This is a genomic window from Telluria sp. ZT3P39, from assembly GCF_059685935.1.
Genome location: NZ_JCASIH010000014.1, coordinates 103,345 through 123,425 on the forward strand (window position 1 = coordinate 103,345; position 20,081 = coordinate 123,425).

Below are 20,081 nucleotides of genomic sequence, written 5' to 3' on the forward strand. Positions count from 1 at the left end.
TATTGCAATAAATGCATTGCGGTAAATATTGACCCCTCGGGCCGGGTAGAGATCAGCAACAAGAACAAAGAATCAGATTCAGGAATCAGGAGAAGATATGCAAAGCTCGACCCAGTACGGCGGCGCAGGCGCCGCTCCCATCAGCCACCCCACCAGCGGTGCCCGCAACATCAATGCCCGGGACGGTGAAATCCACCCGGCCGACATCGCGGTCGGCGTGGTCATTGGCCGGGCCTCGGAATATTTCGAATTCTTCGTCTACGCCATCGCGTCGGTGCTGGTTTTCCCGGCGGTGTTTTTCCCGTGGGCTGACCGGCTCGATGCCACACTATACTCATTTACGGTTTTCGCGTTCGCATTCATCGCGCGCCCGATCGGCACCATCCTGTTCATGGAGATCCAGAAGCGCTATAGCCGCGAGATCAAGCTGACCATTGCCCTCTTCCTCATGGGCACCTGCACTGTTGTTATTGCGTTCATCCCGACCTACGGCCAGATCGGCGCGGCGTCGATCGTGGTGCTGTCGCTCATGCGCATCGGCCAGGGCGTGGCCCAGGGCGGTTCCTGGGACGGACTGCCTTCGCTGCTGGCGCTGTCGGCCCCCGAGCACAAGCGCGGCTGGTACGCCATGCTGGGCCAGCTCGCCGCCCCGATCGGCTTCCTGATCGCCGCCGGCCTGTTCGCCTTCCTGCTCACCAACCTGTCGCAGGACGATTTCCTGGTCTGGGGCTGGCGCTATCCCTTCTTCTGCGCCTTCATGATCAACGTGGTCGCGCTGTTCGCTAGATTGCGCCTGGTGTCCACCAGCGAATACTCGCGCCTGCTCGATTCCCATGAACTCGATCCGGCGCCGGTCGGCGAGCTGGTCAAGTCGCAAGGCAGCAACATCGCCATCGGCGCCCTCGCCGCCCTGGCCAGCTATGCGCTGTTCCACCTGGTCACCGTGTTCCCGCTGTCCTGGATCCAGCTCTACGACACCCGTCCGATGAACGAGTTCCTGCATATCCAGATGTGGGGCGCCGTGCTGGCCGCGCTGGCCATCCTGGCATCCGGCTATATCGCCGACAAGGTCGGCCGCCGCACCACCCTGGGCACGCTGGCGGCGCTGATCGCGCTGTTTTCGGCCTTCGTGCCGAGCCTGATGGATGGCGGCGAAACCGGCCAGAACATCTTCATCCTGGTCGGCTTCACGCTGCTGGGCCTGTCGTACGGCCAGGCTGCCGGCGCCGTGACCTCGAACTTCAAGCAGCAATACCGCTACACCGGCGCGGCCCTCACCTCCGACCTGGCCTGGCTGGTCGGCGCGGCCTTCGCTCCGCTGGTCGCCCTGGGCCTGTCGGCGCACTATGGCCTGGGCTATGTGAGCCTGTATTTGCTGTCGGGTGCGGTCGGCTCGCTGGCGGCGCTGAGCCTGAACCGGAAGCTCGAGATCAAGGACTAATCGTCCCGCAATACCCGTGGGGTGGACGGCGCTGCCGCCCGCCCCGCGGTGCTTCACCGCTCCACCCACGCATTCCCCGCATTTTTCCCCGAATTTTCCCCTCCCTGCGCAGTCAAATCCACATTCGCTCCGAGGTGAATGCCATGACGCACCATTCCCTGGTCAGGATCGCGGCAGAAGCCGCCGTGATGGAAGGCATGCTCGAGCTGCCGCCGATGCCCACCGGCCTTGTCCTGTTCGCCCATGGCAGCGGCAGCAGCCGCTTCAGTCCACGTAACAACCAGGTCGCCGCGCATTTGCGCGAGGCCGGCATCGGCACCCTGCTGCTCGACCTGCTTACCCCCGCCGAAGAAGGCATCCCCGAACGCCGCTTCGACATCGGCCTGCTGACCGATCGCCTGGACGCCGGCGCCGCATGGCTGGCGTCCGCGCCGCTCACGGCATCCCTGCGGCTCGGCCTGTTCGGCGCCAGCACCGGCGCCGCCGCCGCGCTGCGGCTGGCCGCGCGTGCCGGCGGCGGCATAGGCGCCGTGGTGTCGCGCGGCGGCCGTCCCGACCTGGCTGGCCCGGACGCGCTGGCGGCGGTGCTGGCGCCCACCCTGCTCATCGTGGGCGGCGACGACGGCGTGGTCGTCACGCTGAACCGCGCGGCACTGGCCGCCTTGCGCTGCGAGAAGGAGCTGGCGATCGTGCCCGGCGCCACCCACCTGTTCGAAGAAGCGGGCAAACTCGAGGAGGTGGCGCATCTGGCCCGGGACTGGTTCCTGCGCCATCTGGGCAGGCCGTGAGCTGCGCCCCGGAGCCGGCGAGCATACGGATTTACACGAATTTACACGCCACATTGGATCCGGACAAAGGCCGCGCGGCAGCGCACGCTAGCATGTGGTGGCAGCCTGACAAGGCTGATTACGCGTGCGGCCATGTCGCCGAAGCAAGCGGCGCCGCGCATGCCTGATGACGTGGCTTTGCGTCCTCACAAACAGTCCGGGTTGTTAATGCGTCATCACAAACTTTCCACGACATCGAATACGGAGACGACGCGGCGATGCGCTGCCGCCGCCCAGGGCTTGCGCCGGTGATGTTTGCCGGAAAGCATATGCGGACGGTGCCTTCATGAGCATGCCACGGTCGGGCTTCTGGAAAAACGTCGCCACGGTACTGGCCGGGTCGACCGGCGCCCAGGCCGTGCCGCTGCTGGTCGCCCCGCTGCTCACCCGCATGTGCACACCGGCCGAAATGGGCGCCTTCAGCGTCTGGCTGGGCGTGATCGCGGTGGCCTCGATCGTCGCCACGCTGCGCCTGGAAGCCGCCATGGTGTTGGACCACGGCAAGGAGCAGCAGCGCCTGTGTTTCGGCGTGGTCGCCTATTCGGCCACCCTGCTGGCCCTCATGATGACGGTGTTCGCGCTGGCCGCGCGCGCCCTCGGGCTGCCTGTGGTGTGCGCGATGTCCTGGTTCGAGCTGCTCACGATCGGCCTGGGCACCTGGCTCACCGCCACCGTGCAGACTTCGCTGGCCTATGCAGCCTCGCACAACCTGTTCGCCAAGGCCGCCAAAGCCAAGGTGCTACAGGCCGGCACCATCGCACTGGCGCAACTGCTGCTGCTGTACGCCGGCCTGAACAGTACCGCGCTGATGGCGGGCCAGTTGATCGGCCTGGGCAGCGGCCTGCTGGCGGCGCGCCTGCTGCTGGCGCCCCCAAGGGCGGACCTGAAACTCGCACTCGACCTGGAACAGCGCGGCTACCTGCGCAAGCACCAGGCCTTCTGGCGCTTTTCCTTGCCCTCGAGCCTGCTCAACACCCTGGTCGGCCAATTGCCCCTGTTCATGATCGGCATCCACCATGGCGCCCTCGCCGCAGGCCTGTTCGCGCTGGCCCAGCGCGTGATCAGCGCACCGACCGCCCTGATCGCGGTCTCGGTCCTGGATGTGTTCAAGCGCGAAGCCGTGCACGAATTCGAGGCCGTGGGCAATTGCCGCGACATTTACCGCGCGACCTTCAAGGCCTTGCTGGGCCTGGCGCTGGGACCGGCGCTGGTGCTGTTCCTGTTTGCGCCCCAGTTGTTCGACTGGGTCTTCGGCGCCGCCTGGCGCCAGGCGGGCGAGCTGGCGCGCCTGCTGGCGCCGCTGTGCTTCCTGAATTTCATTGCCAGCCCGCTGAGCTATGTCTTCTTCATCGCGGGCAAACAGAAAGTGGAACTGGTGTGGCAGGTCGTGCTGTTCGCGATGACCCTGCTGGTGTTCCTCGCGCCGCTGTCGCTGCACGAAAGCCTGCTTGCCTACACCATCGGCCGCTCGGTGTTGTACCTGGTGTATCTGTTCATGTCGCACCAGTGCTCGCTGCCCCGGCGGGCCGCCGCCTGAGCCTCGGAACCGCCAGGCGCTAGGACAGTGCCGTATCGAGCACCGTCATCAGGATGAACCCGAACACGAGGGCGATACTGGCCCAGGTCCCGTTGCCGCTCTGGCGCGACTCGGGCACCACGTCGTTGACGATCACGAACAGCATGGCGCCGCCCGCGGCCGCCAGGGCGAAGGGCAGCATGCCGGCGGCAATGCCGATCAGAGCCACGCCGAACGCCGCCGCGACCGGCTCGATCAGTCCGGACGCCACGCCCAGGCCCACCGCCGTCAGGCGGCCGTAGCCGACCGTGCGCAGGGCGAGCGCCACCACCAGCCCTTCGGGCACGTCCTGGATCGAGATGCCGGTGGTCAGGGCATGCGCTTTTTCGAGGTCGATGCCGGCATGGGCCACGCCGATGGCCAGGCCTTCCGGCAGGTTGTGCAGCGCCACCGCCCAGACGAACAGCCAGGCGCGGCGCAGCGACACGCCTTCTTCGCCCTGTTCGAGGATGCCCTCGACGTGCACCGCGCGGCCCAGCAGCAGGATCGCGCCGGCCCCGGCCATGATACCGGCGCCGGCCATCAGGCTGGCCTCCCAGTTGCCGGCGCCGGCCGACTTGGCCGCGGCCAGTGCCGGGATGATCAGCGAAAACGCGGTCGCGCCCAGCATGACGCCGGCGCCGAAACCGAGGAAGCAGTCGTACGTGCGTTTCGAGAAATTCTGTGCGAGCAAGACCGGCAGGGTGCCCAGCGCAGTGGCGGCGGCGGCGGTCGCGCCGCCGATCAGTGCGCGGTGCATCTTGGGATTGGCGGTCATGAGCTGCTCGACCATGCTGCCGAGCAGGAGGGCGCAGCCGACGCCGCAAACGAGGAAACCGACGACGTGGCGGAAGGTCAGCGCGCGCAGGAAAGCGCGTGCGGAAAACAGCTTGTTGCCGTGTGCGTGCTCTGTACGAAAATTCATGCAATGCCCGTGAAAAAGGCCGCGCGGCGGCGCTGTCGCTCCATGCCGCGCGGCGCTGGCTTACTTCTTCATTGCTTTCGTCGGTTTGCCCGTGGCATTGTCCGATGTTCCAGCCATCGTACCACCAGCGGCGGACTGCATGCTCATACCGAGTTCGGCGCCGGTGCGCGGCGAGGACATCGGATCGGACATGGTGCGCAGCGCCATCTGCTTGAGGATGTCGATGTCGCCGCTCGGCAGGGCCACCTCGGCCTCGCCCGAGCCGCCGTCGACCGCCTGCTGCTTCTCGCGGTCGGTGACGAAGTCCCAGTCGGCGCCCTGGTTCCACGGGCCGCGGGTCTCGCCCGGACCCTGGGACATGTTGTAGTAGACGCCGGCAAAGCGCGGATCGGCCGGCATTTTGCCCGGAGGGAAATTCGGCTCGATGGCGTACAGCGCCTTCTCGAACGACTTCTGGTGCGCCACTTCGCGCGTCATGAGGAAGCCCAGCGCCTCTTTCACGCCCGGGTCGTCGGTGAGCGCGATCAGGCGCTCGTAGACGATCTTGGCGCGCGCTTCGGCCGCGATGTTCGAACGCAGGTCGGCGGTCGGCTCGGTGATCGAGTCGATGTAGGCGGCCGTCCATGGCACGCCGGCCGAGTTCGTCAGCGGAGTCCCGGCACCGTACAGCACCTGGGTGATGTGGCTGTCGTTGCCGGCGCCGGTGATCGACTTGTACATCTCGGCTTCGCTGTCGACCGCTTCGGACAGGCGGCCCTTGGCGCCCTTGTTGAGCATGGCGACGATGTGCCCGATGATTTCGAGGTGGCTCAGCTCTTCGGTGGCGATGTCGAACAGCATGTCCTTGCGGCCCGGATCGTCTTCGGAGACGGCCTGGGTGAAGTAGCGCATCGCCGCGGCGAGTTCGCCCTGCGGTCCGCCGAACTGCTCGAGCATCAGGTTGGCCAGCCCTGGATTGGGGCCGCTGACGCGGACCGTATATTGCAGACGCTTGTTATGTGCAAACATGAACTTGGTCCTCCGTGGATTGAACACGTGGCCGCCGCCGGGGTCGGCAGCCGGATGATCCATCTTGGCAGGCATGCGTGGTCGAGGTAATCAGGGGTCGGCGCGTGCGGCTGTAGGACTGGAGTGACATCCTGTTAATAAACGTAAAGATAATGTCGGTCGAGAAATCTTGACTGTGCGCCCGAGCAGGCCGCCGCATGCGACCTGCACCGACGCCGGTACGGCGCGCGCGCCTACAGTAAAGTCGGGCGCCCGGGCACTACCATGTTGGTTGACTGACCACAGGAGATCGACAATGTTTTCTCTTAATAAGCTGAGCCCGACGATCATCAACATGATCCGCTTCGACCATTCGCACGTCATGGCCACCTTCCACCAGTACCAGAAGGACAAGCGCCCGAGCGTCAAGAAAGCCCTGGCCGACACCATCTGCGACGCCCTCGAGATTCACGCCACGCTGGAAGAAGAAATCTTCTATCCAGTCATGCGCCAGCGCGACGCCGGCGAGCCCTTCGTGCACAAGGCCGAGCCCGAGCACGACGAGATGCGCCGCCTCATCGCCGAGCTGCGCCGCACCAGCGGCTCCGATCCGCGCCACGACAAGCTCGTCATGGAATTGATGCGCGACGTGATGCACCACGTGGCCGACGAGGAAACCACGCTGCTGCCGCATGCCGAAGCGATGCTGAGCAAGGAAGCGCTGTCCGGGCTGGGCGCCCAGATGACCCAGCGCCGCTTGCAGCTGGCGGGCCCGAAGGCCGGCAAGCTGGCCAAGAACCATGCCGTCGGCTTCGCCGGCAGCGGCACCGCCCTGCTGGTCGGCCTGGCCAGCGCCGTGTTCGCGGCCAAGGCATTTGGCCCGAAGAAGTCCTGGAAATCCAACCCAGCCTGACGCGCCGAATGCGCTGCTGATTACCGGGCTGCTCGCTCACCGTAGGGTGGGCAGCTCCACCCGATACGGCGCCATGCCGTACCGCGTGCGCTGCCCGCGCGTCCAAGCAGCTTTTGCATCGCCGCGACGCTCCGCCAGCACCTGTCACGCCAGCCAGCGCATCACCAGCGGCGCCAGCCACGGCGCCAGCAACGCCGTCATGGCGCCATTCAATCCCATCGCCAGTCCGGCAAATGCCCCCATCTCGGCACTGACCTGGAAGGCGCGCGCCGTGCCCACGCCATGGGCGGCCAGGCCCAGCGCGAAGCCGCAGGCCGCGGGCGAGGTGATGCGCAAGGCGTCGAACACATAGCGCGCGACGATGGCGCCAAAGATGCCGGTGCCGATCACCAGGGCGGCCGTGAGCGCCGGAATGCCGCCGAGGCGCTCGGACACCGCCATCGCGATCGGCGAGGTGGCCGACTTCGGTCCGAGCGTGGCCGCCAGCTCCGGCGTGGCGCCGAGCAGCACGGCGATCGCCACCGCCGACACGATGGCCGTCACGCAGCCGGCGACCAGCGCGCAGGCGAGCGGCAGGAAGGCGCGCCGCAGCCGCGGCAGCTGGCGCACCAGCGGCACCGCCAGCGCCACCGTCGCGGGTCCCAGCAGGAAGTGCACGAACTGGGCGCCGGCAAAATAACGGCCGTAGGACATGCCCGAGCCCCACAGCACCAGCGCGATCAGGGCGATCGCGATCGCCACCGGGTTGGCCAGGGGCGAGCCCCCAAAAAAGGCAAAGACGCGCTGCGCGGCCAGGTAGGCGCACAGCGTCATGGTCAGGCCCAGCAGCGGCGAAGCGGAGAGATAGACCCAGAAGTGGCTCAGGCCCGCGAATTCAGGCATCGTGTTCCTTCGCGCCGTCCAGGCCGCGCAGCAGCAGGCCGGTGACGCCGAGGGCCAGCACCGTGCTGGCGACCAGCGCGGCGAGGATCGCGAACCAGTGCCCGCTGCCGCTGGCGGCGGTGGCGACGATGCCCACGCCGGCCGGAATGAAGAGCAGCGACAGGTGCGCGAGCAGGGTGTTGGCGCCCTGCTCCACCGTCTCGAGCAAGGGTGGATACGCGACCAGCGCCGCCATCAGGAGCAGCATGCCGGCCACGGGGCCGGGCAGCGGGAGGCCGAGCATGAAGACGATGCCTTCGCCGAGGCACTGGAACAGCAGGAGGATGGTGAATGCGGGCAGCATGGGCGCTCCTTGGGGAAGCGCTCAGGATAGCAAAAATGAAGTTGCGGGGGTGTGGTGGGGAATTGGGCCCCGGCGAAGGCGCGAGCAATGCCACTGGCATTGTTCGCCCCAAGTTGACCTTCGGTGAAACGCCTACAGCTTACGCTTGCGCCCCCGCGATCGCCCCACGCCGCACCTGGTCGCGCTCGATCGACTCGAACAGCGCCTTGAAATTGCCCTCGCCGAAACCGTCGTCGCCCTTGCGCTGGATGAACTCGAAGAACACCGGTCCCAGCTGGGTGGTCGAGAAGATCTGCAGCAGCAGGCGCGGCTTGCCGTCCGTGACGCTGCCGTCGAGCAGCAGGCCGCGCGATTTGAGTTCGTCGGCGTTCTCGCCGTGGCCCGGAATGCGGCCTTCCAGCATCTCGTAATAGGTTTCCGGCGGCGCGGCCATCAGCGGCACGCCGGCGGCGCGCAGCGAATCGACGGTCTTCATCAGGTCGTCCGACAGCAGCGCGATGTGCTGGATGCCTTCGCCGTTGAACTGCATCAGGAATTCCTCGATCTGGCCGCCGCCCGCCTTGCCTTCTTCGTTCAGCGGGATGCGGATCATGCCGTCTGGCGCCGTCATCGCCTTCGAGGTCAGGCCGGTGTACTCGCCCTTGATGTCGAAGTAGCGGATCTCGCGGAAGTTGAACAGCTTCTCGTAGAAGTTGGCCCAGAAGGCCATGCGGCCGCGGTAGACGTTGTGGGTCAGGTGGTCGATGATCGACAGGCCGTGGCCCACGGGGTGGCGGTCGACGCCGTCGATGAATTCGAAATCGATGTCATAGATCGACTTGCCGTCTTCGAAGCGGTCGATCAGGTAGAGCGGCGCGCCGCCGATGCCCTTGATGGCCGGCAGGCGCAGTTCCATCGGGCCGGTCGGGATCTCGACCGCCTGGGCGCCCAGTTCCAGCGCGCGCGCGTAGGCCTTGTGCGCATCCTTCACGCGGAAGGCCATGCCGCAGGCGGAGGGGCCGTGTTCGGCGGCGAAATAGGCGGCGTAGCTCTTCGGCTCGTTGTTGATGATGAAGTTGATGCCGCCCTGGCGGTACAAGGTGACTTGCTTCGAGCGGTGCATCGCGACTTTCGTGAAGCCCAGCTGCGCGAACACCGCTTCCAGCACGCCCGGCGTCGGCGACGCGAACTCGACGAACTCGAAGCCCATCAGGCCCATGGGATTCTCAAACAGGTCTGCCATTGTTGTTTCCTTGTATGTCGTTGATCAAGCCGGCCGCCGTCTCGTGCGGCCGGGTCATGCTTGTTCTCTATTCTGCAAATACTTCCGCCAGCAGGCCACGCAGCCACTGGTTGCCCGGGTCCTGGCTGTAGCGCCGGTGCCAGAACACATTGGTCTGCAGCGGCGGCAATTCGAGCGGCGGCACCATCCACTCCAGCCCGAAGGGGGCCGCGGCGCGCTCGGCCAGCTTCTGCGGCACCGTCACCACCAGGTCACTGCTGCCCACGATATAGGGCACCGCGGTGAAATGCGGTACCCGGAAGCGCACCGAAGGCCCCACGCCGGCGCGCTCGAGCAGCGCGTTGATGCGCTCGTACGGCCCTTCGCTCGACGCCACCAGCACATGCTCGGCGCGCACGAACCGCTCCAGGGTCATTGCGCCCTTGCCCAGCGGATGGCCCTTGCGGAACATCGTCACATAGGGCTGGCGAAACAGCTGGCGCTGGTAGAGCGCTTCCGAAATCTCCTCGAAGGGGCCGATCGCCAGGTCGACCCGCCCGCCTTCCATGTCTTCTTTCAGTGCCGCCGCCCCCGCGCGCACCGAGCTGATTTCCACCAGCGGCGCCAGCACGCGGCAGCGTTCGATCAAGGCCGGCATGAAATAAATCTCGCCCACGTCCGTCATCGCCAGCACGAAGCGCCTGCTGCTGGTGGCCGGATCGAAGCGGCTGCGCTGGTTCAGGGCCAGCGCCACCTGCGCCATCGCCACCCCGATCGGCTCGGCCATCTGTGTTGCCAGCGGCGTCGGCTGCATGCCGGTGGCGGTGCGCACGAACAGCTCGTCCCCAAAGGCGCGCCGCAGCCGCGCCAGCGCATTGCTCACCGCCGACTGGGACAGGCCCAGCCGCCTGGCGGCCGCGGAAATCTGGCGCTCCCGGTAGACTTCCTGGAACACCGAGAGCAGGTTCAGGTCGATGGCGTGCGGTTCGATCATGGCGTCATGGCGTCATGGCGTGCATTGTGGGTGCGGGACTCGCGCAGGAATAGCAGTATTTAGTCTGTGAATAGTCTACATTTCGCTATTCATCTCGTAAAGTATAGTGAATTCTTCTACAGTAGCCCGCGTTACCTCATTACCACGCATTCCAGGAGATTCCAGCATGAGCCAGACCCCAGGCTACCAGTCAGGCTTCGGCAACGAGTTCGCGACCGAGGCCCTGCCCGGGGCCCTGCCGCAGCACCGCAACTCGCCGCAGCGCGTCGCCTATGGCCTGTACGCCGAGCAGATCTCCGGCACCGCCTTCACCGCGCCGCGCAGCCACAACCGCCGCTCCTGGCTGTACCGGATCCGCCCGGCCGCCGTCCACGGCGCCTTCCAGGCCATGGAGGCCGGCCGCATCGTGAGCCGCTTCGACACCCCGGCGCCGCCCGACCAGCTGCGCTGGAGCCCCCTGCCGATGCCCGGCGCGCCCACCGATTTCATCGAAGGCTGGGTCACCATGGCCGGCAACGGCTCGCCCGAAGCCATGAGCGGCTGCGCGATCCACCTGTACGCCGCCAACAAATCGATGGAAGGCCGCTATTTCTACAGCGCCGACGGCGAGCTGCTCATCGTGCCGCAACTCGGGCGCCTGGCCATCCATACCGAGCTCGGATTGCTCGAGGTCGAACCGCAGGAAATCGCCGTGATCCCGCGCGGCGTACGCTTCAAGGTCGACCTGCCCGACGGCCAGGCGCGCGGCTACATCTGCGAGAACTTCGGCGCGCTCCTGCAGCTGCCCGACATGGGCCCGATCGGCTCGAACGGCCTGGCCAACCCGCGCGACTTCCTCGCGCCGGTCGCCCGCTACGAAGACGTGGAGGGCGAATTCGAACTGGTGGCCAAGTTCTGCGGCGGCCTGTGGCGCGCGGATCTCAAGCACTCGCCGCTGGACGTCGTCGCCTGGCACGGCAACTACGCGCCCTATAAATACGACCTGCGCCACTTCAATACCATCGGCTCGATCAGCTACGACCACCCGGACCCCTCGATCTTCCTGGTGCTGCACGCGCCCAGCGACACCCCGGGCGTGTCGACGCTGGACTTCGTGATCTTCCCGCCGCGCTGGCTGGCCGGCGAAGACACCTTCCGCCCGCCCTGGTTCCACCGCAACGTGGCCAGCGAATTCATGGGCCTGATCCACGGCGCCTACGACGCCAAGGCCGACGGCTTCAACCCGGGTGGCGCCAGCCTGCACAACTGCATGAGCGGGCACGGGCCGGACGCCGCCACTTTCGAGAAGGCCACGAACGGCGACACCACGCAGCCGCACAAGGTCAAGGACACCATGGCCTTCATGTTCGAGACCCGCAACGTGATCGTGCCGACGCCGTATGCGCTCGCATCATCGCAGCGCCAGGCCGATTACCAGCAGTGCTGGGCCGGCATCCGCAAGAATTTCCGGCTCGAGCCTTGACGCGCCGGGTGCGGGTATCGGGCACGACACCATTGCGTCCGGACGGTCGTCGACGTCAGGCAGGCTCGCGCATGTAACTGTCGATTTCCTTGCCGTTGAGCTCAGTTTTCATTTCGTAGGTCATTCCCAGGCGCTCGGCGACACGCCGCGACGATTCATTGCCGGGCGCGATCAGTGCCCGAACCTTCGGCTCGCGCCGCACCTCGAACGCATGCTTCAGGACTGCCGCCGCCGCTTCGTTCGCAATTCCTTTTCCCCAGAATGCCCGATAGGTATTCCATCCCATCTCCATCACCGTGGAGTCGCAGCGGAAGAACGCCCCGACGCTGCCAACCAGCTGACCTGTCAGCCGGTCCTCAATCGACCACCAGCCAGCCCGGCTCAGGAGCCATAGTCCAGCATGCGAGTTGAAGATGCGCCAGGCGCTCTGACGGTCTGCCGAGCCCAGATGCGCCGAGCTTTCAGCATTCGACAGATGATCTGCAAATAATTCGAAGTCTTCGACGCGGTATTCCCGGAGCGTCAGCCGGTCTGTCTGAAGGCGAGGCACGGAAATCGTCAAGGCGTGATTCATGGGAAGTGCATCCTTCAGTGTCTGAATGGTGTTCACCGGTCGATTCCACCGCTGATTGCGGACCCATCGGCGAATCGTGATCTTGCAGAGTATACAACTAGGACATTATGTCCTGATGCTTGCATATCGCTTTTCAGTAGAATGCCCCGGAACTGGCCGTTCTCGTCCCTCAATTGGCAAATCGCCTGGAAGTACTCAACATCATGGATTGGTTCCCTATCGCCGCCGGCACGTTCAAGGCGCTCGCCTTAGGCACGGGCATGTTCTTCGCCATCAAGTGGCATTACGATCAAGGGAAGAAGCAGCAGGATCGGGAACAGGAGAAGCGCGCGGTGCTGCGTGCGGCCGGCAAGGCGGCCGCGGTCTTCATGCTGTCGCTCCTGGGCCTGGGACTGGTCACCTTCTTCATGATCAGCAAGCTCAGTCTGGACTTGAGCTTGCCATGATTCCAGTGAAGCCCCCAAGCGGCTTTTGACAGCAAATTATTCATTTGTCATGTTTGTGCGGCACACATGGCCTCGCGCACGTTATGATGTGCCCTGCGCAACCCCAGCGCGCCCGGACACGGCCCGGATTGCCCGCGAAAGGCCTGCGCGCCAGTGTTGACCGACATACTGATCATCTCCGTCCTGATTCTCCTGAACGGGGTGTTCGCCATGAGCGAGTTGGCGCTGGTGTCGGCCAAGCGCATACGCCTGGAACGGCGCGCCGAAGACGGCAGCCGCGGGGCGCGCATCGCGCTCGGCCTGGCCGACGACCCGAGCCACTTCCTCTCCACCGTGCAGGTCGGGATCACATTGATCAGCATTTTCAACGGCGCCTTCGGCGAGGCCTCGCTGGTCAGCCACCTGTCGCCCCACATCGAGACCGTCCCGGCGCTGGCGCCGTACGCGCGAGAAGTCGCGCTCGGCGTGGTGGTCATCTCGATCACGGTGGCCTCGATCATTTTTGGGGAGCTGGTCCCCAAGCGCATCGCCATGGCCTATCCGGAAATGGTGGCCACCCTGATCGCCGAACCCCTGCGGCTGCTGTCGGTGCTGATGTCGCCGTTCGTGAAATTCCTGGCCGTGAGCACCAATGCCATCGTGCGCCTGCTCGGCATCCACGAAGCCAGGGAAGAAGCGCCGACCGAGGAAGACATCGCCGGCATCATCAAGGAAGGCGCCGATACCGGCGTGTTCGAGAAGACCGAATACGACATCGTCTCGCGCGCCCTGCGCCTGGACGACCAGCACCTGAAATCCCTGATGACGCCGCGGGTGGACCTGGTGATCCTCGACCTGGAAGACGACCGCGCCGCCAACCTGCAGACGATCGTGTCCCAGCCCTACAGCCGTTTCCCGGTCTGCCGCGGCGACCGCTCGCACATCCTCGGCTATGTGCTGGCGCGCGACCTGCTCGCGCAGGCCGTGCGGGTCGGCTCGATCGAGGCGATCGACATCGACGGCGCGGTGCAGGAGCTGCTCTACGTGCCGGAAACCGTGGGCGCCATGGTGCTGCTCGAGATGTTCAAGAAGAACCGCGCCGAACTGGCCCTGATCGTCGACGAATACGGCGACATCCAGGGCATGGTGACGCTCTCCGACATCATGAGCGCGCTGGTGGGCGACGTGGCGGTGGGCGGCGAGGAGCACGATGCCGACGCGGTGCAGCGCCAGGACGGCAGCTGGCTGCTCGACGGCGGCGTGGCGCTCGACCGCTTCCGCGACCTGCTGGCGACCAACGCCGCCTTCCCGGGCGAAGACAGCGGCGCCTACCACACGCTGGCCGGCTTCCTGCTCTACCAGCTCGGCTACATCCCGAAGGCGGCCGAGGTCGTCGACTGGGACAGCTTCCGCTTCGAGGTCATGGACATGGACGGCAACCGCATCGACCGCATCATGGTGTCGCGCCGCGAGCCGCCGCAGGCAGCCCCGGAACCCGCGCTGGATTAATCCTCTGCTAAGTCTTCTGCGCTAAGCTCCTGCCAACTCAACAGCGGGAGCACTGCGGTGGACGTCGTCAAACTCGGACCGGCCGTACTTCCCGTCGCCACCCTGCTGGTACTGGCGGCGATCCTGGCGGCCAACGGCGCCGCCGAATGGTATCGCCGCCGCCATGGCCAGGACGCCGGCCCGCTGCTGTGGAAGATGATCATCGGCGGCTTCCTTGCGGCGCGCGCGGTGTTCGTGCTGCGCCACCACGACCTGTTCCTGGCCAGTCCCTGGTCCGTCCTCGACATCCGCGACGGCGGATTCGACCGCAACGTCGGCCTGATCGTGGCCTGCGCCATCGCCGCCGAACTCACCCGCCGCCACGCGCATCTGCGCCGTCCGCTGCTGCTGGCGACCCTGCTGGGCGGCGCCGTCTGGCTGGGCGGCACCCTGGCCATCCGGGCCACGGCGGCGCCGCAGGCGCCCTTGCCGGACCTGATGGTGCGGCGCCTGGATGGCAGCGAAGTCGCGCTGCGCAGCTATGCGGGCAAGCCGCTGGTGGTCAACCTGTGGGCCACCTGGTGCCCGCCCTGCCGGCGCGAGATGCCGGCGCTGAGCGCCGCGCAGCAGGCCAATCCGGGCGTGGCCTTCGTCTTCGTCAACCAGGGCGAGTCGGCCGCCACCGTCAGGCAGTACCTGTCGGCCCAGGGCTTGAAGATGGCAAACGTGGTGATCGACCCGGCCGCGCAGCTCTCAAGGCGTACCGGCTCGCCCGGCTATCCGACCACGCTGTTCTACGATGCGCGCGGGATGCTGCATTCGAGGCATCCGGGCGAGCTCTCGGAGGCGAGCCTGCGCGACAAGCTGGGGGCGCTGGGGCGCTAAAGCCCCGTCCCTCCTTCCCCCGCGGACGCGCCTGTGGTACAACAGCGCGCATCCAGGAGAGCACATGCAAGCCACACCGATCCAGCTGTTCGACGCCGAGTCGTCCACCTACACCTATATCCTGGCCTCGCCGGACAACCGCGACGCGGTGATCATCGACCCGGTCGACCGCCATTGGCAGCGCGACCTGGGCCACATCGAGCGCCTCGGCCTTACGCTCACCCACGTGCTGGAAACCCATGCCCACGCCGACCACGTCACCTCGGCCGGCAAGCTGCGCGCCCTGACCGGCGCCGCGGCCTGCGTGCCGAGCGGCTGCGGCATCGGGCCGGCCCAGGTGCAGTTCGAGGACGGCGACCTGCTGCGCTTCGGGCAGCGCGAACACATCGCGGTGATCCATACGCCCGGCCACACGGCGGGCAGCATGTGCTATCTGTGGCGCGGCAACCTGTTCACCGGCGACACCCTGCTGGTGGATGGCTGCGGGCGCACCGATTTCCAGGGCGGCAGCGCCGGCGCGCTGTACGACAGCGTCACGCTCAAGCTCTTCACGCTGGACGACGCCACGCGGGTCTGGCCGGGCCACGACTACAAGGGCCAGTCGCTGTCGTCGATCGGCTGGGAGAAGCGCCACAACGCGCGCCTGGCCGGGCGCTCGCGCCCTGACTTCATCGCCCTGATGGCGGGGTTGAACCTGCCGCGCCCGAAACTGATGGACGTCGCCGTCCCGGCCAACCGCAACCTGGGCCTGGCCCACAGCTCCTGACCATCGATTTCGCCCGCCCCGCAAGCGGGCGCTCCAGAAACAACACATTACTCATGTCGCATGACAGGAACCCGTAGTTACGGTATGATCTTTCCTTTAGTCAACACGTAGTGCGTGCAAGTAACTTTTCATAAAGCAATACGTACCAGGCCCGCTGAATGAAACAGTTCTACGACATTGCGCAATGGCGCCTCCGGATCTTCGCCTCGCTGATGTCGACCGTGCTCGTGCTGGGCACGGTGGCCGCGGTCCCCAGCGCCACCCTGGCCCTGACCCAGGGGATGTGGGAGATCGCCCTCATGGACTCGATCGCCCTGACCTGGGTTTTCGCGATCTGGTGGTACGACCGCCTGCCCTACACCCTACGTGTCGTCAATTTCCTCGCCGTGATGTTCATGGTCGGTATCGGCCTGATGGTCACCGTGGGCGCCGTCAGCCAGATCTTTCTCATGGCGCCGCCCGTGCTGGCGGTGATCCTGCTCGGCACCCGCCAGGCGCTGGCCTGCCTCATCCTCAGCGCCGCCATCATCCTCGGCCTGGGGCTGTCCGGCCACGCCCAGCTGGTGGTCAAGGGCCTCGTCGGCGGCAGCCTGCTGCCTTCGCTGATCGTGACCCTGAACTACCTGTGCGTGGGCGCGATCATCACGATCACCTGCGGCACCCTGCTCAGGGGACTGTCGCAGACCCTGGGCGAAGTACACGGCTTCGCCGAATCGCTGGAAGCGAAGCAGGACAAGCTGCACGAGCTCAACGCCGAGCTGCGCCTGACCTCGGCCGCGGTGGCGCGCCTGAACGACCTGGTGATCATCGCCCAGGCGGTCGACGAGCCGGGCGCCCACCAGCCGATCATCTTCGCCAACGAGGCCTTCGAACGCCGCACCGGCTACAGCCGCGACGAAATCCTCGGCCGGAGCATGCGCATCCTGGACGGCCCGGACACCGATCCCCGCGAGCTCGACCGCATCCTGCAGGCGATGTCGCGCAACCAGTCCGTCACCGCCGAGCTGATCAACTATACCAAGTCGGGCGAGCCGTTCTGGGTCGAGGTGGAGATGGTGCCCTTCGCCAGCGAAGCCGGCCGCAACACCCACTGGGTCGCGGTCGGACGCGACGTCACCGAGCGCCGCAACTCCGACAAGAAGATCCACCGCCTCGCCTTCTACGACGTGCTCACCGGGCTGCCGAACCGCCGCCTGCTGACCGAGCGCCTGGACACCCTGGTCGCCACCCGCAACGCCAGCGGCGTGCTCGGCGCCGTGCTGTTCATCGACCTGGACAACTTCAAGTATGTCAACGACGCCAGGGGCCACGCCACCGGCGACGCCCTGCTCAGGCATGCCGCCTCGCGCCTCGGGTCGGTGGTGCGCAAGCGCGATACCGTGGCGCGCCTGGGCGGCGACGAATTCGTCGTCCTGCTGGGCGACCTCGGCGAGGACCCGGAGGCCGCCACCGCCACCGCACTGGCCGTGGCGGGCAAGGTGCTGGCCGCGCTGGGCGAGGAAGTCATCATCGACGAACACGCCTACCGCTGCACCGGCAGCGTCGGCGTGGCGCTGCCGCTGGTGCCGGGGCACGCGGCCCACGACCTGCTGCGCGAAGCCGATACCGCGATGTACCAGGCCAAGGCCGACGGCCGCAACGGCGTGGCCCTGTTCGAGACCAACATGCTGGCCGAGGCCGAGCGCAAGCTCACCATCGAGCGCGAGCTGGCGTCGGCGCTGGAGAACGGCGAACTGGCGATGCACCTGCAACTGCAGGTCGACAGCCGCGAGCAGGCGGTCGGCGCCGAGCTCCTGATGCGCTGGCGCCGCGCCGACGGCGTGCTGGTGCCGCCCGACGTCTTCATCCCGATCGCCGAATCGAGCGGCCTGATCGTCCCGCTGGGGAACTGGGTGCTGCGCGAAGCCTGCACCTCCTGGCTGCGCCTGGAAGCGGCCGGCCACCCGATCCCGCTGTCGATCAACGTCAGCCCGGCGCAGTTCCGCCAGGCCGATTTCGTCGAGGGCGTGCGCAGCATCCTGCGCGAGACCGGCGCCCCGGCCGGCCAGCTGATCTTCGAAGTCACCGAAGGCCTGCTGGTGCAGGACCTGGAGGAGACCATCGCGCGCATGCACGAACTGGCCGCCCTGGGCATCCGCTTCTCGATCGACGATTTCGGCACCGGCTATTCGAACCTGGCCTACCTGAAGAAGATGCCGCTGTACGAACTGAAGATCGACAAGAGCTTCATCCGCGACACGCCGAACGACGTCAACGGCACCGCGATCGTGCAGTCGATCCTGGCCATGGCCGACCACCTCGGCCTGCGCGTGGTGGCCGAGGGCATCGAGACGGCGCAGCAGGCCCGGTACCTGGCCGAGAACGGCAGCCCGTGCATGCAGGGCTACCTGTTCTCGCGCCCTGCGCCGCTGGACGACCTGCTGGTGCAACTGGCGACGAAAGCGGCTTGAGAGCCGTCGCGCGTCGTTGGCCGGCCGGGCTCTACTCCCGCTGCAACCGGTCGGCACTCGCCTTCAGGCCGGCATCCGGAACGAACTGGTCCGATATCGTCAGGATCGCATAGAGGTTGCGCCGGAGCTCGGCCGCGGGCAGTTCGCCCTCCCGCAGCGCCGTCTGCAGCAAGTGCAAGGCCATGTCGGCCAGCAGGATCCGCTGCTTGTCGGACCAGCCCGGGCCACCGCGCGTCGCCGCGTGCGCGCGGTAAGCGGATTCGGTGAGGTCGTGCGCCTTGCGTCCGAGGGCGGCTATCTCACTCCTGCTTGCTTCATCGATCATCTTCAAACCTCGTCAAGGCGCCCGCGCCGGCCAATCCGGCGGCAGCAGGACAAGCAGCCGAGTGTAGCCCATCCTTGCCGGACGCGCGGGCCGTCGGCCGACCGCGAAGCCGCCGTCCATCCACCTTGCATAAACGACACATTCCTTGCCGTGTCGAAATCCTTTACAAGCGCTGGACCATAACCGCGATGCCGCACAATAACTTCATTGGATTCAGGCCCTTACGAAATTGGCACGAATTTTGCTGGTATGAAAGTAGTAAAAAAATACAACAACACTTTCACTTACCAGGGATCCCAATGAAACTGCTCCGACTGATGCTCGCAGGCCTGTGCGCCTTCGCTCCCCTCGCCCACGCCGAAGTCATCCAGCTCAACCTCACGTCCGTGTACAACATAGACGGCGTCGGCAACATCGGCGACACGACCCAGACCTCGCTCGACGCCAACGACGCCGGCGGGAACTTCGTCTACATGACCCAGAGCCTGGCGAACGCCCTCGCCGGAGGCAGCGGCAATGGCGTGGCCGATTCCGGCCTGTATGCCGCGAACGGCAGCCGTCCGGCAGTGCAGATGGGTTACGGACTGAACCTGAACGGGAACAACGTGCTGCAATTCGCCGGCACCGGCCCGGTCAACCTGGCGATGGGCGGCAAGCACTACTCGGAAATCCACGTCGCAGCGATGACCGGCGGCGGCACCTCCTTCCTGACCCTGGTCCTGCACTACGCCGACGGTAAGGTCACCACCCGCACCGCCGTCGTCAGCGACTGGTACAACGATTTCCCGGCCACCGACGACGACTATTATTTTGCCGACGGACTCGACCGCGTCAAGTCCGACCTGTCCTACATGGAAAACGCCAACGATCCGGCCTTGTTCGGCTACCGTTTCCTGCTTGATTCGAATCGTGAACTGCTCAGCATCGACTTCGTCGCCGCCGGCACCTCGTCGTTCTCGCCGCGCCTGAACATCTTCGGCGCCGCCGCCGTCGCGGCCGACGTGCCGGAACCCGGCACGATCGCACTGATGCTGGCGGGACTGGCCGGCCTGTTCGCGTACAAGCGCAAGCAATCCTGAGCTGCCGAACCCCGGGCGGCGTTCGCCGGCTGCTTGCGCTACCATCGTACTTCGGGGTCAGGTCCTGACTTTCGGACACGAGCCCAGCCTTATCCCAGTTGAGCCCGTGTCTGAATGTCAGACCTCATATATTGAACAAACCGAGTCCCCGACTGATAATGAAGGCGATGCGGCCGGGTGAGGTGACTTCGTTCAGACTGAGTGCCTTGAGCACGTGGGTCAGATAGATGCCTTCGCCCGTTTTCATTTTATAAGTCCGAACGGTATCTTGGGCCATCGCATTGCGCGTAAGCCTGCATACGAGGAAGGTTCAAAATGGAAGAGGCACAGTCAGTCGTCGGTATTGATGTAAGCAAGTTAAAAGTAGACATTGCTTTACTTGTCAACGGCAAGATGAAGTCGAAGGTGCTCGACAATACGTCTGCAGGGCATCTCAATTTGCTGGAATGGCTCGGCAAGTCGAAAGCCGATATGGCGGCCATGCACGTTTGCATGGAAGCGACTGGGGTTTACTACGAAGCGCTTGCATTGAAGCTGCATGAAGCAGGTCTCAAAGTCA

General features: G+C 65.9%; 20 protein-coding genes. 12 read left to right on the forward strand and 8 right to left on the reverse strand.

The window, feature by feature from the left end; genetic code table 11:
• Positions 1–97: 97 nt before the first annotated feature.
• The 3 genes from AC56LR_RS14605 to AC56LR_RS14615 all read left to right on the forward strand — a co-directional run bounded on the left by AC56LR_RS14605 (position 98) and on the right by AC56LR_RS14615 (position 3,805).
• Complete coding sequence (locus AC56LR_RS14605) at positions 98–1,441, forward strand: MFS transporter (protein WP_497131434.1); 1,344 nt, start codon at positions 98–100, stop codon at positions 1,439–1,441.
• Positions 1,442–1,584: 143 nt separating this feature from the next.
• Complete coding sequence (locus AC56LR_RS14610; RefSeq protein ID WP_497131435.1) at positions 1,585–2,229, forward strand: dienelactone hydrolase family protein; 645 nt, start codon at positions 1,585–1,587, stop codon at positions 2,227–2,229.
• Positions 2,230–2,554: 325 nt separating this feature from the next.
• Complete coding sequence (locus tag AC56LR_RS14615; protein ID WP_497131436.1) at positions 2,555–3,805, forward strand: lipopolysaccharide biosynthesis protein; 1,251 nt, start codon at positions 2,555–2,557, stop codon at positions 3,803–3,805.
• Between the two features lie 19 nt (positions 3,806–3,824).
• Here the strand turns inward: AC56LR_RS14615 and AC56LR_RS14620 are convergent, their stop codons facing one another.
• Together AC56LR_RS14620 and AC56LR_RS14625 are read right to left on the reverse strand one after the other, a co-directional pair.
• Positions 3,825–4,748 carry a ZIP family metal transporter gene (locus AC56LR_RS14620; RefSeq protein WP_497131438.1) on the reverse strand — a complete coding sequence of 308 codons (924 nt, stop codon included), beginning with the start codon at positions 4,746–4,748 and terminating at the stop codon, positions 3,825–3,827.
• A 60-nt stretch (positions 4,749–4,808) separates the two neighbouring features.
• Entirely contained in the window at positions 4,809–5,756 is a 948-nt protein-coding gene (locus tag AC56LR_RS14625) for a manganese catalase family protein (protein WP_497131469.1), read from the reverse strand.
• 295 nt (positions 5,757–6,051) lie between these two features.
• Between AC56LR_RS14625 and AC56LR_RS14630 the strand changes: the two genes are divergently transcribed.
• Positions 6,052–6,648 (forward strand): hemerythrin domain-containing protein, encoded by a 597-nt coding sequence (locus AC56LR_RS14630; RefSeq protein ID WP_497131440.1) that lies wholly within the window; start codon positions 6,052–6,054, stop codon positions 6,646–6,648.
• 144 nt (positions 6,649–6,792) lie between these two features.
• Here AC56LR_RS14630 and AC56LR_RS14635 read toward each other — a convergent pair whose 3' ends face one another.
• The 4 genes from AC56LR_RS14635 to AC56LR_RS14650 form a co-directional block, all read right to left on the reverse strand.
• Positions 6,793–7,530, reverse strand: coding sequence for an LrgB family protein (locus tag AC56LR_RS14635; protein WP_497131442.1), 738 nt, complete (start codon positions 7,528–7,530; stop codon positions 6,793–6,795).
• Positions 7,523–7,873, reverse strand: a complete 351-nt coding sequence (locus AC56LR_RS14640; RefSeq protein WP_497131444.1) for a CidA/LrgA family protein — start codon at positions 7,871–7,873, stop codon at positions 7,523–7,525. Before AC56LR_RS14640 ends, AC56LR_RS14635 begins: the two co-directional genes overlap by 8 nt.
• Before the next feature lie 139 nt (positions 7,874–8,012).
• Positions 8,013–9,095, reverse strand: coding sequence for a 4-hydroxyphenylpyruvate dioxygenase (hppD, locus tag AC56LR_RS14645; protein ID WP_497131446.1), 1,083 nt, complete (start codon positions 9,093–9,095; stop codon positions 8,013–8,015).
• 67 nt (positions 9,096–9,162) lie between these two features.
• Entirely contained in the window at positions 9,163–10,068 is a 906-nt protein-coding gene (locus tag AC56LR_RS14650; RefSeq protein WP_497131448.1) for a LysR family transcriptional regulator, read from the reverse strand.
• A 166-nt stretch (positions 10,069–10,234) separates the two neighbouring features.
• Here AC56LR_RS14650 and hmgA point away from each other — a divergent pair, with 166 nt between their 5' ends.
• Complete coding sequence (hmgA, locus tag AC56LR_RS14655) at positions 10,235–11,530, forward strand: homogentisate 1,2-dioxygenase (protein ID WP_497131449.1); 1,296 nt, start codon at positions 10,235–10,237, stop codon at positions 11,528–11,530.
• Positions 11,531–11,585: 55 nt separating this feature from the next.
• Here the strand turns inward: hmgA and AC56LR_RS14660 are convergent, their stop codons facing one another.
• On the reverse strand, positions 11,586–12,140 hold the full coding sequence (locus tag AC56LR_RS14660; protein WP_497131451.1) for a GNAT family N-acetyltransferase: 555 nt from the start codon (positions 12,138–12,140) through the stop codon (positions 11,586–11,588).
• A gap of 167 nt (positions 12,141–12,307) precedes the next feature.
• On the opposite strand from AC56LR_RS14660, the gene AC56LR_RS14665 reads away from it, so the two are divergent.
• The 5 genes from AC56LR_RS14665 to AC56LR_RS14685 all read left to right on the forward strand — a co-directional run bounded on the left by AC56LR_RS14665 (position 12,308) and on the right by AC56LR_RS14685 (position 18,118).
• Positions 12,308–12,550, forward strand: a complete 243-nt coding sequence (locus AC56LR_RS14665) for a hypothetical protein (protein WP_497131452.1) — start codon at positions 12,308–12,310, stop codon at positions 12,548–12,550.
• A 156-nt stretch (positions 12,551–12,706) separates the two neighbouring features.
• Complete coding sequence (locus tag AC56LR_RS14670) at positions 12,707–14,038, forward strand: hemolysin family protein (RefSeq protein ID WP_497131454.1); 1,332 nt, start codon at positions 12,707–12,709, stop codon at positions 14,036–14,038.
• Positions 14,039–14,095: 57 nt separating this feature from the next.
• Positions 14,096–14,902 (forward strand): TlpA family protein disulfide reductase, encoded by an 807-nt coding sequence (locus AC56LR_RS14675; RefSeq protein WP_497131456.1) that lies wholly within the window; start codon positions 14,096–14,098, stop codon positions 14,900–14,902.
• 64 nt (positions 14,903–14,966) lie between these two features.
• A complete protein-coding gene (locus tag AC56LR_RS14680; protein ID WP_497131457.1) occupies positions 14,967–15,668 on the forward strand; it encodes an MBL fold metallo-hydrolase in 702 nt (233 codons plus the stop codon).
• A gap of 158 nt (positions 15,669–15,826) precedes the next feature.
• Positions 15,827–18,118, forward strand: coding sequence for a putative bifunctional diguanylate cyclase/phosphodiesterase (locus AC56LR_RS14685; RefSeq protein ID WP_497131459.1), 2,292 nt, complete (start codon positions 15,827–15,829; stop codon positions 18,116–18,118).
• 31 nt (positions 18,119–18,149) lie between these two features.
• Here the strand turns inward: AC56LR_RS14685 and AC56LR_RS14690 are convergent, their stop codons facing one another.
• The gene (locus tag AC56LR_RS14690) at positions 18,150–18,443 is read right to left on the reverse strand and encodes a hypothetical protein (protein WP_497131461.1); all 294 of its coding nucleotides are present in this window, start codon (positions 18,441–18,443) and stop codon (positions 18,150–18,152) included.
• Between the two features lie 299 nt (positions 18,444–18,742).
• On the opposite strand from AC56LR_RS14690, the gene AC56LR_RS14695 reads away from it, so the two are divergent.
• Positions 18,743–19,522, forward strand: coding sequence for a PEP-CTERM sorting domain-containing protein (locus AC56LR_RS14695; RefSeq protein WP_497131463.1), 780 nt, complete (start codon positions 18,743–18,745; stop codon positions 19,520–19,522).
• A gap of 315 nt (positions 19,523–19,837) precedes the next feature.
• The coding region (locus tag AC56LR_RS14700) for an IS110 family transposase (protein ID WP_497131465.1) at positions 19,838–20,081 on the forward strand (244 nt) is incomplete at its 3' end.

Coding starts and splice junctions, on each gene's coding strand:
- AC56LR_RS14640 (WP_497131444.1), bottom strand. CDS start 7,873: ATGCTGCCCGCATTCACCATCCTCCTGCTGTTCCAGTGCCTCGGCGAA.
- AC56LR_RS14685 (WP_497131459.1), top strand. CDS start 15,827: ATGAAACAGTTCTACGACATTGCGCAATGGCGCCTCCGGATCTTCGCC.
- AC56LR_RS14630 (WP_497131440.1), top strand. CDS start 6,052: ATGTTTTCTCTTAATAAGCTGAGCCCGACGATCATCAACATGATCCGC.
- AC56LR_RS14635 (WP_497131442.1), bottom strand. CDS start 7,530: ATGCCTGAATTCGCGGGCCTGAGCCACTTCTGGGTCTATCTCTCCGCT.
- AC56LR_RS14605 (WP_497131434.1), top strand. CDS start 98: ATGCAAAGCTCGACCCAGTACGGCGGCGCAGGCGCCGCTCCCATCAGC.
- AC56LR_RS14615 (WP_497131436.1), top strand. CDS start 2,555: ATGAGCATGCCACGGTCGGGCTTCTGGAAAAACGTCGCCACGGTACTG.
- AC56LR_RS14695 (WP_497131463.1), top strand. CDS start 18,743: ATGAAACTGCTCCGACTGATGCTCGCAGGCCTGTGCGCCTTCGCTCCC.
- AC56LR_RS14680 (WP_497131457.1), top strand. CDS start 14,967: ATGCAAGCCACACCGATCCAGCTGTTCGACGCCGAGTCGTCCACCTAC.
- hmgA (WP_497131449.1), top strand. CDS start 10,235: ATGAGCCAGACCCCAGGCTACCAGTCAGGCTTCGGCAACGAGTTCGCG.
- AC56LR_RS14665 (WP_497131452.1), top strand. CDS start 12,308: ATGGATTGGTTCCCTATCGCCGCCGGCACGTTCAAGGCGCTCGCCTTA.
- AC56LR_RS14650 (WP_497131448.1), bottom strand. CDS start 10,068: ATGATCGAACCGCACGCCATCGACCTGAACCTGCTCTCGGTGTTCCAG.
- hppD (WP_497131446.1), bottom strand. CDS start 9,095: ATGGCAGACCTGTTTGAGAATCCCATGGGCCTGATGGGCTTCGAGTTC.
- AC56LR_RS14610 (WP_497131435.1), top strand. CDS start 1,585: ATGACGCACCATTCCCTGGTCAGGATCGCGGCAGAAGCCGCCGTGATG.
- AC56LR_RS14625 (WP_497131469.1), bottom strand. CDS start 5,756: ATGTTTGCACATAACAAGCGTCTGCAATATACGGTCCGCGTCAGCGGC.
- AC56LR_RS14620 (WP_497131438.1), bottom strand. CDS start 4,748: ATGAATTTTCGTACAGAGCACGCACACGGCAACAAGCTGTTTTCCGCA.
- AC56LR_RS14690 (WP_497131461.1), bottom strand. CDS start 18,443: ATGATCGATGAAGCAAGCAGGAGTGAGATAGCCGCCCTCGGACGCAAG.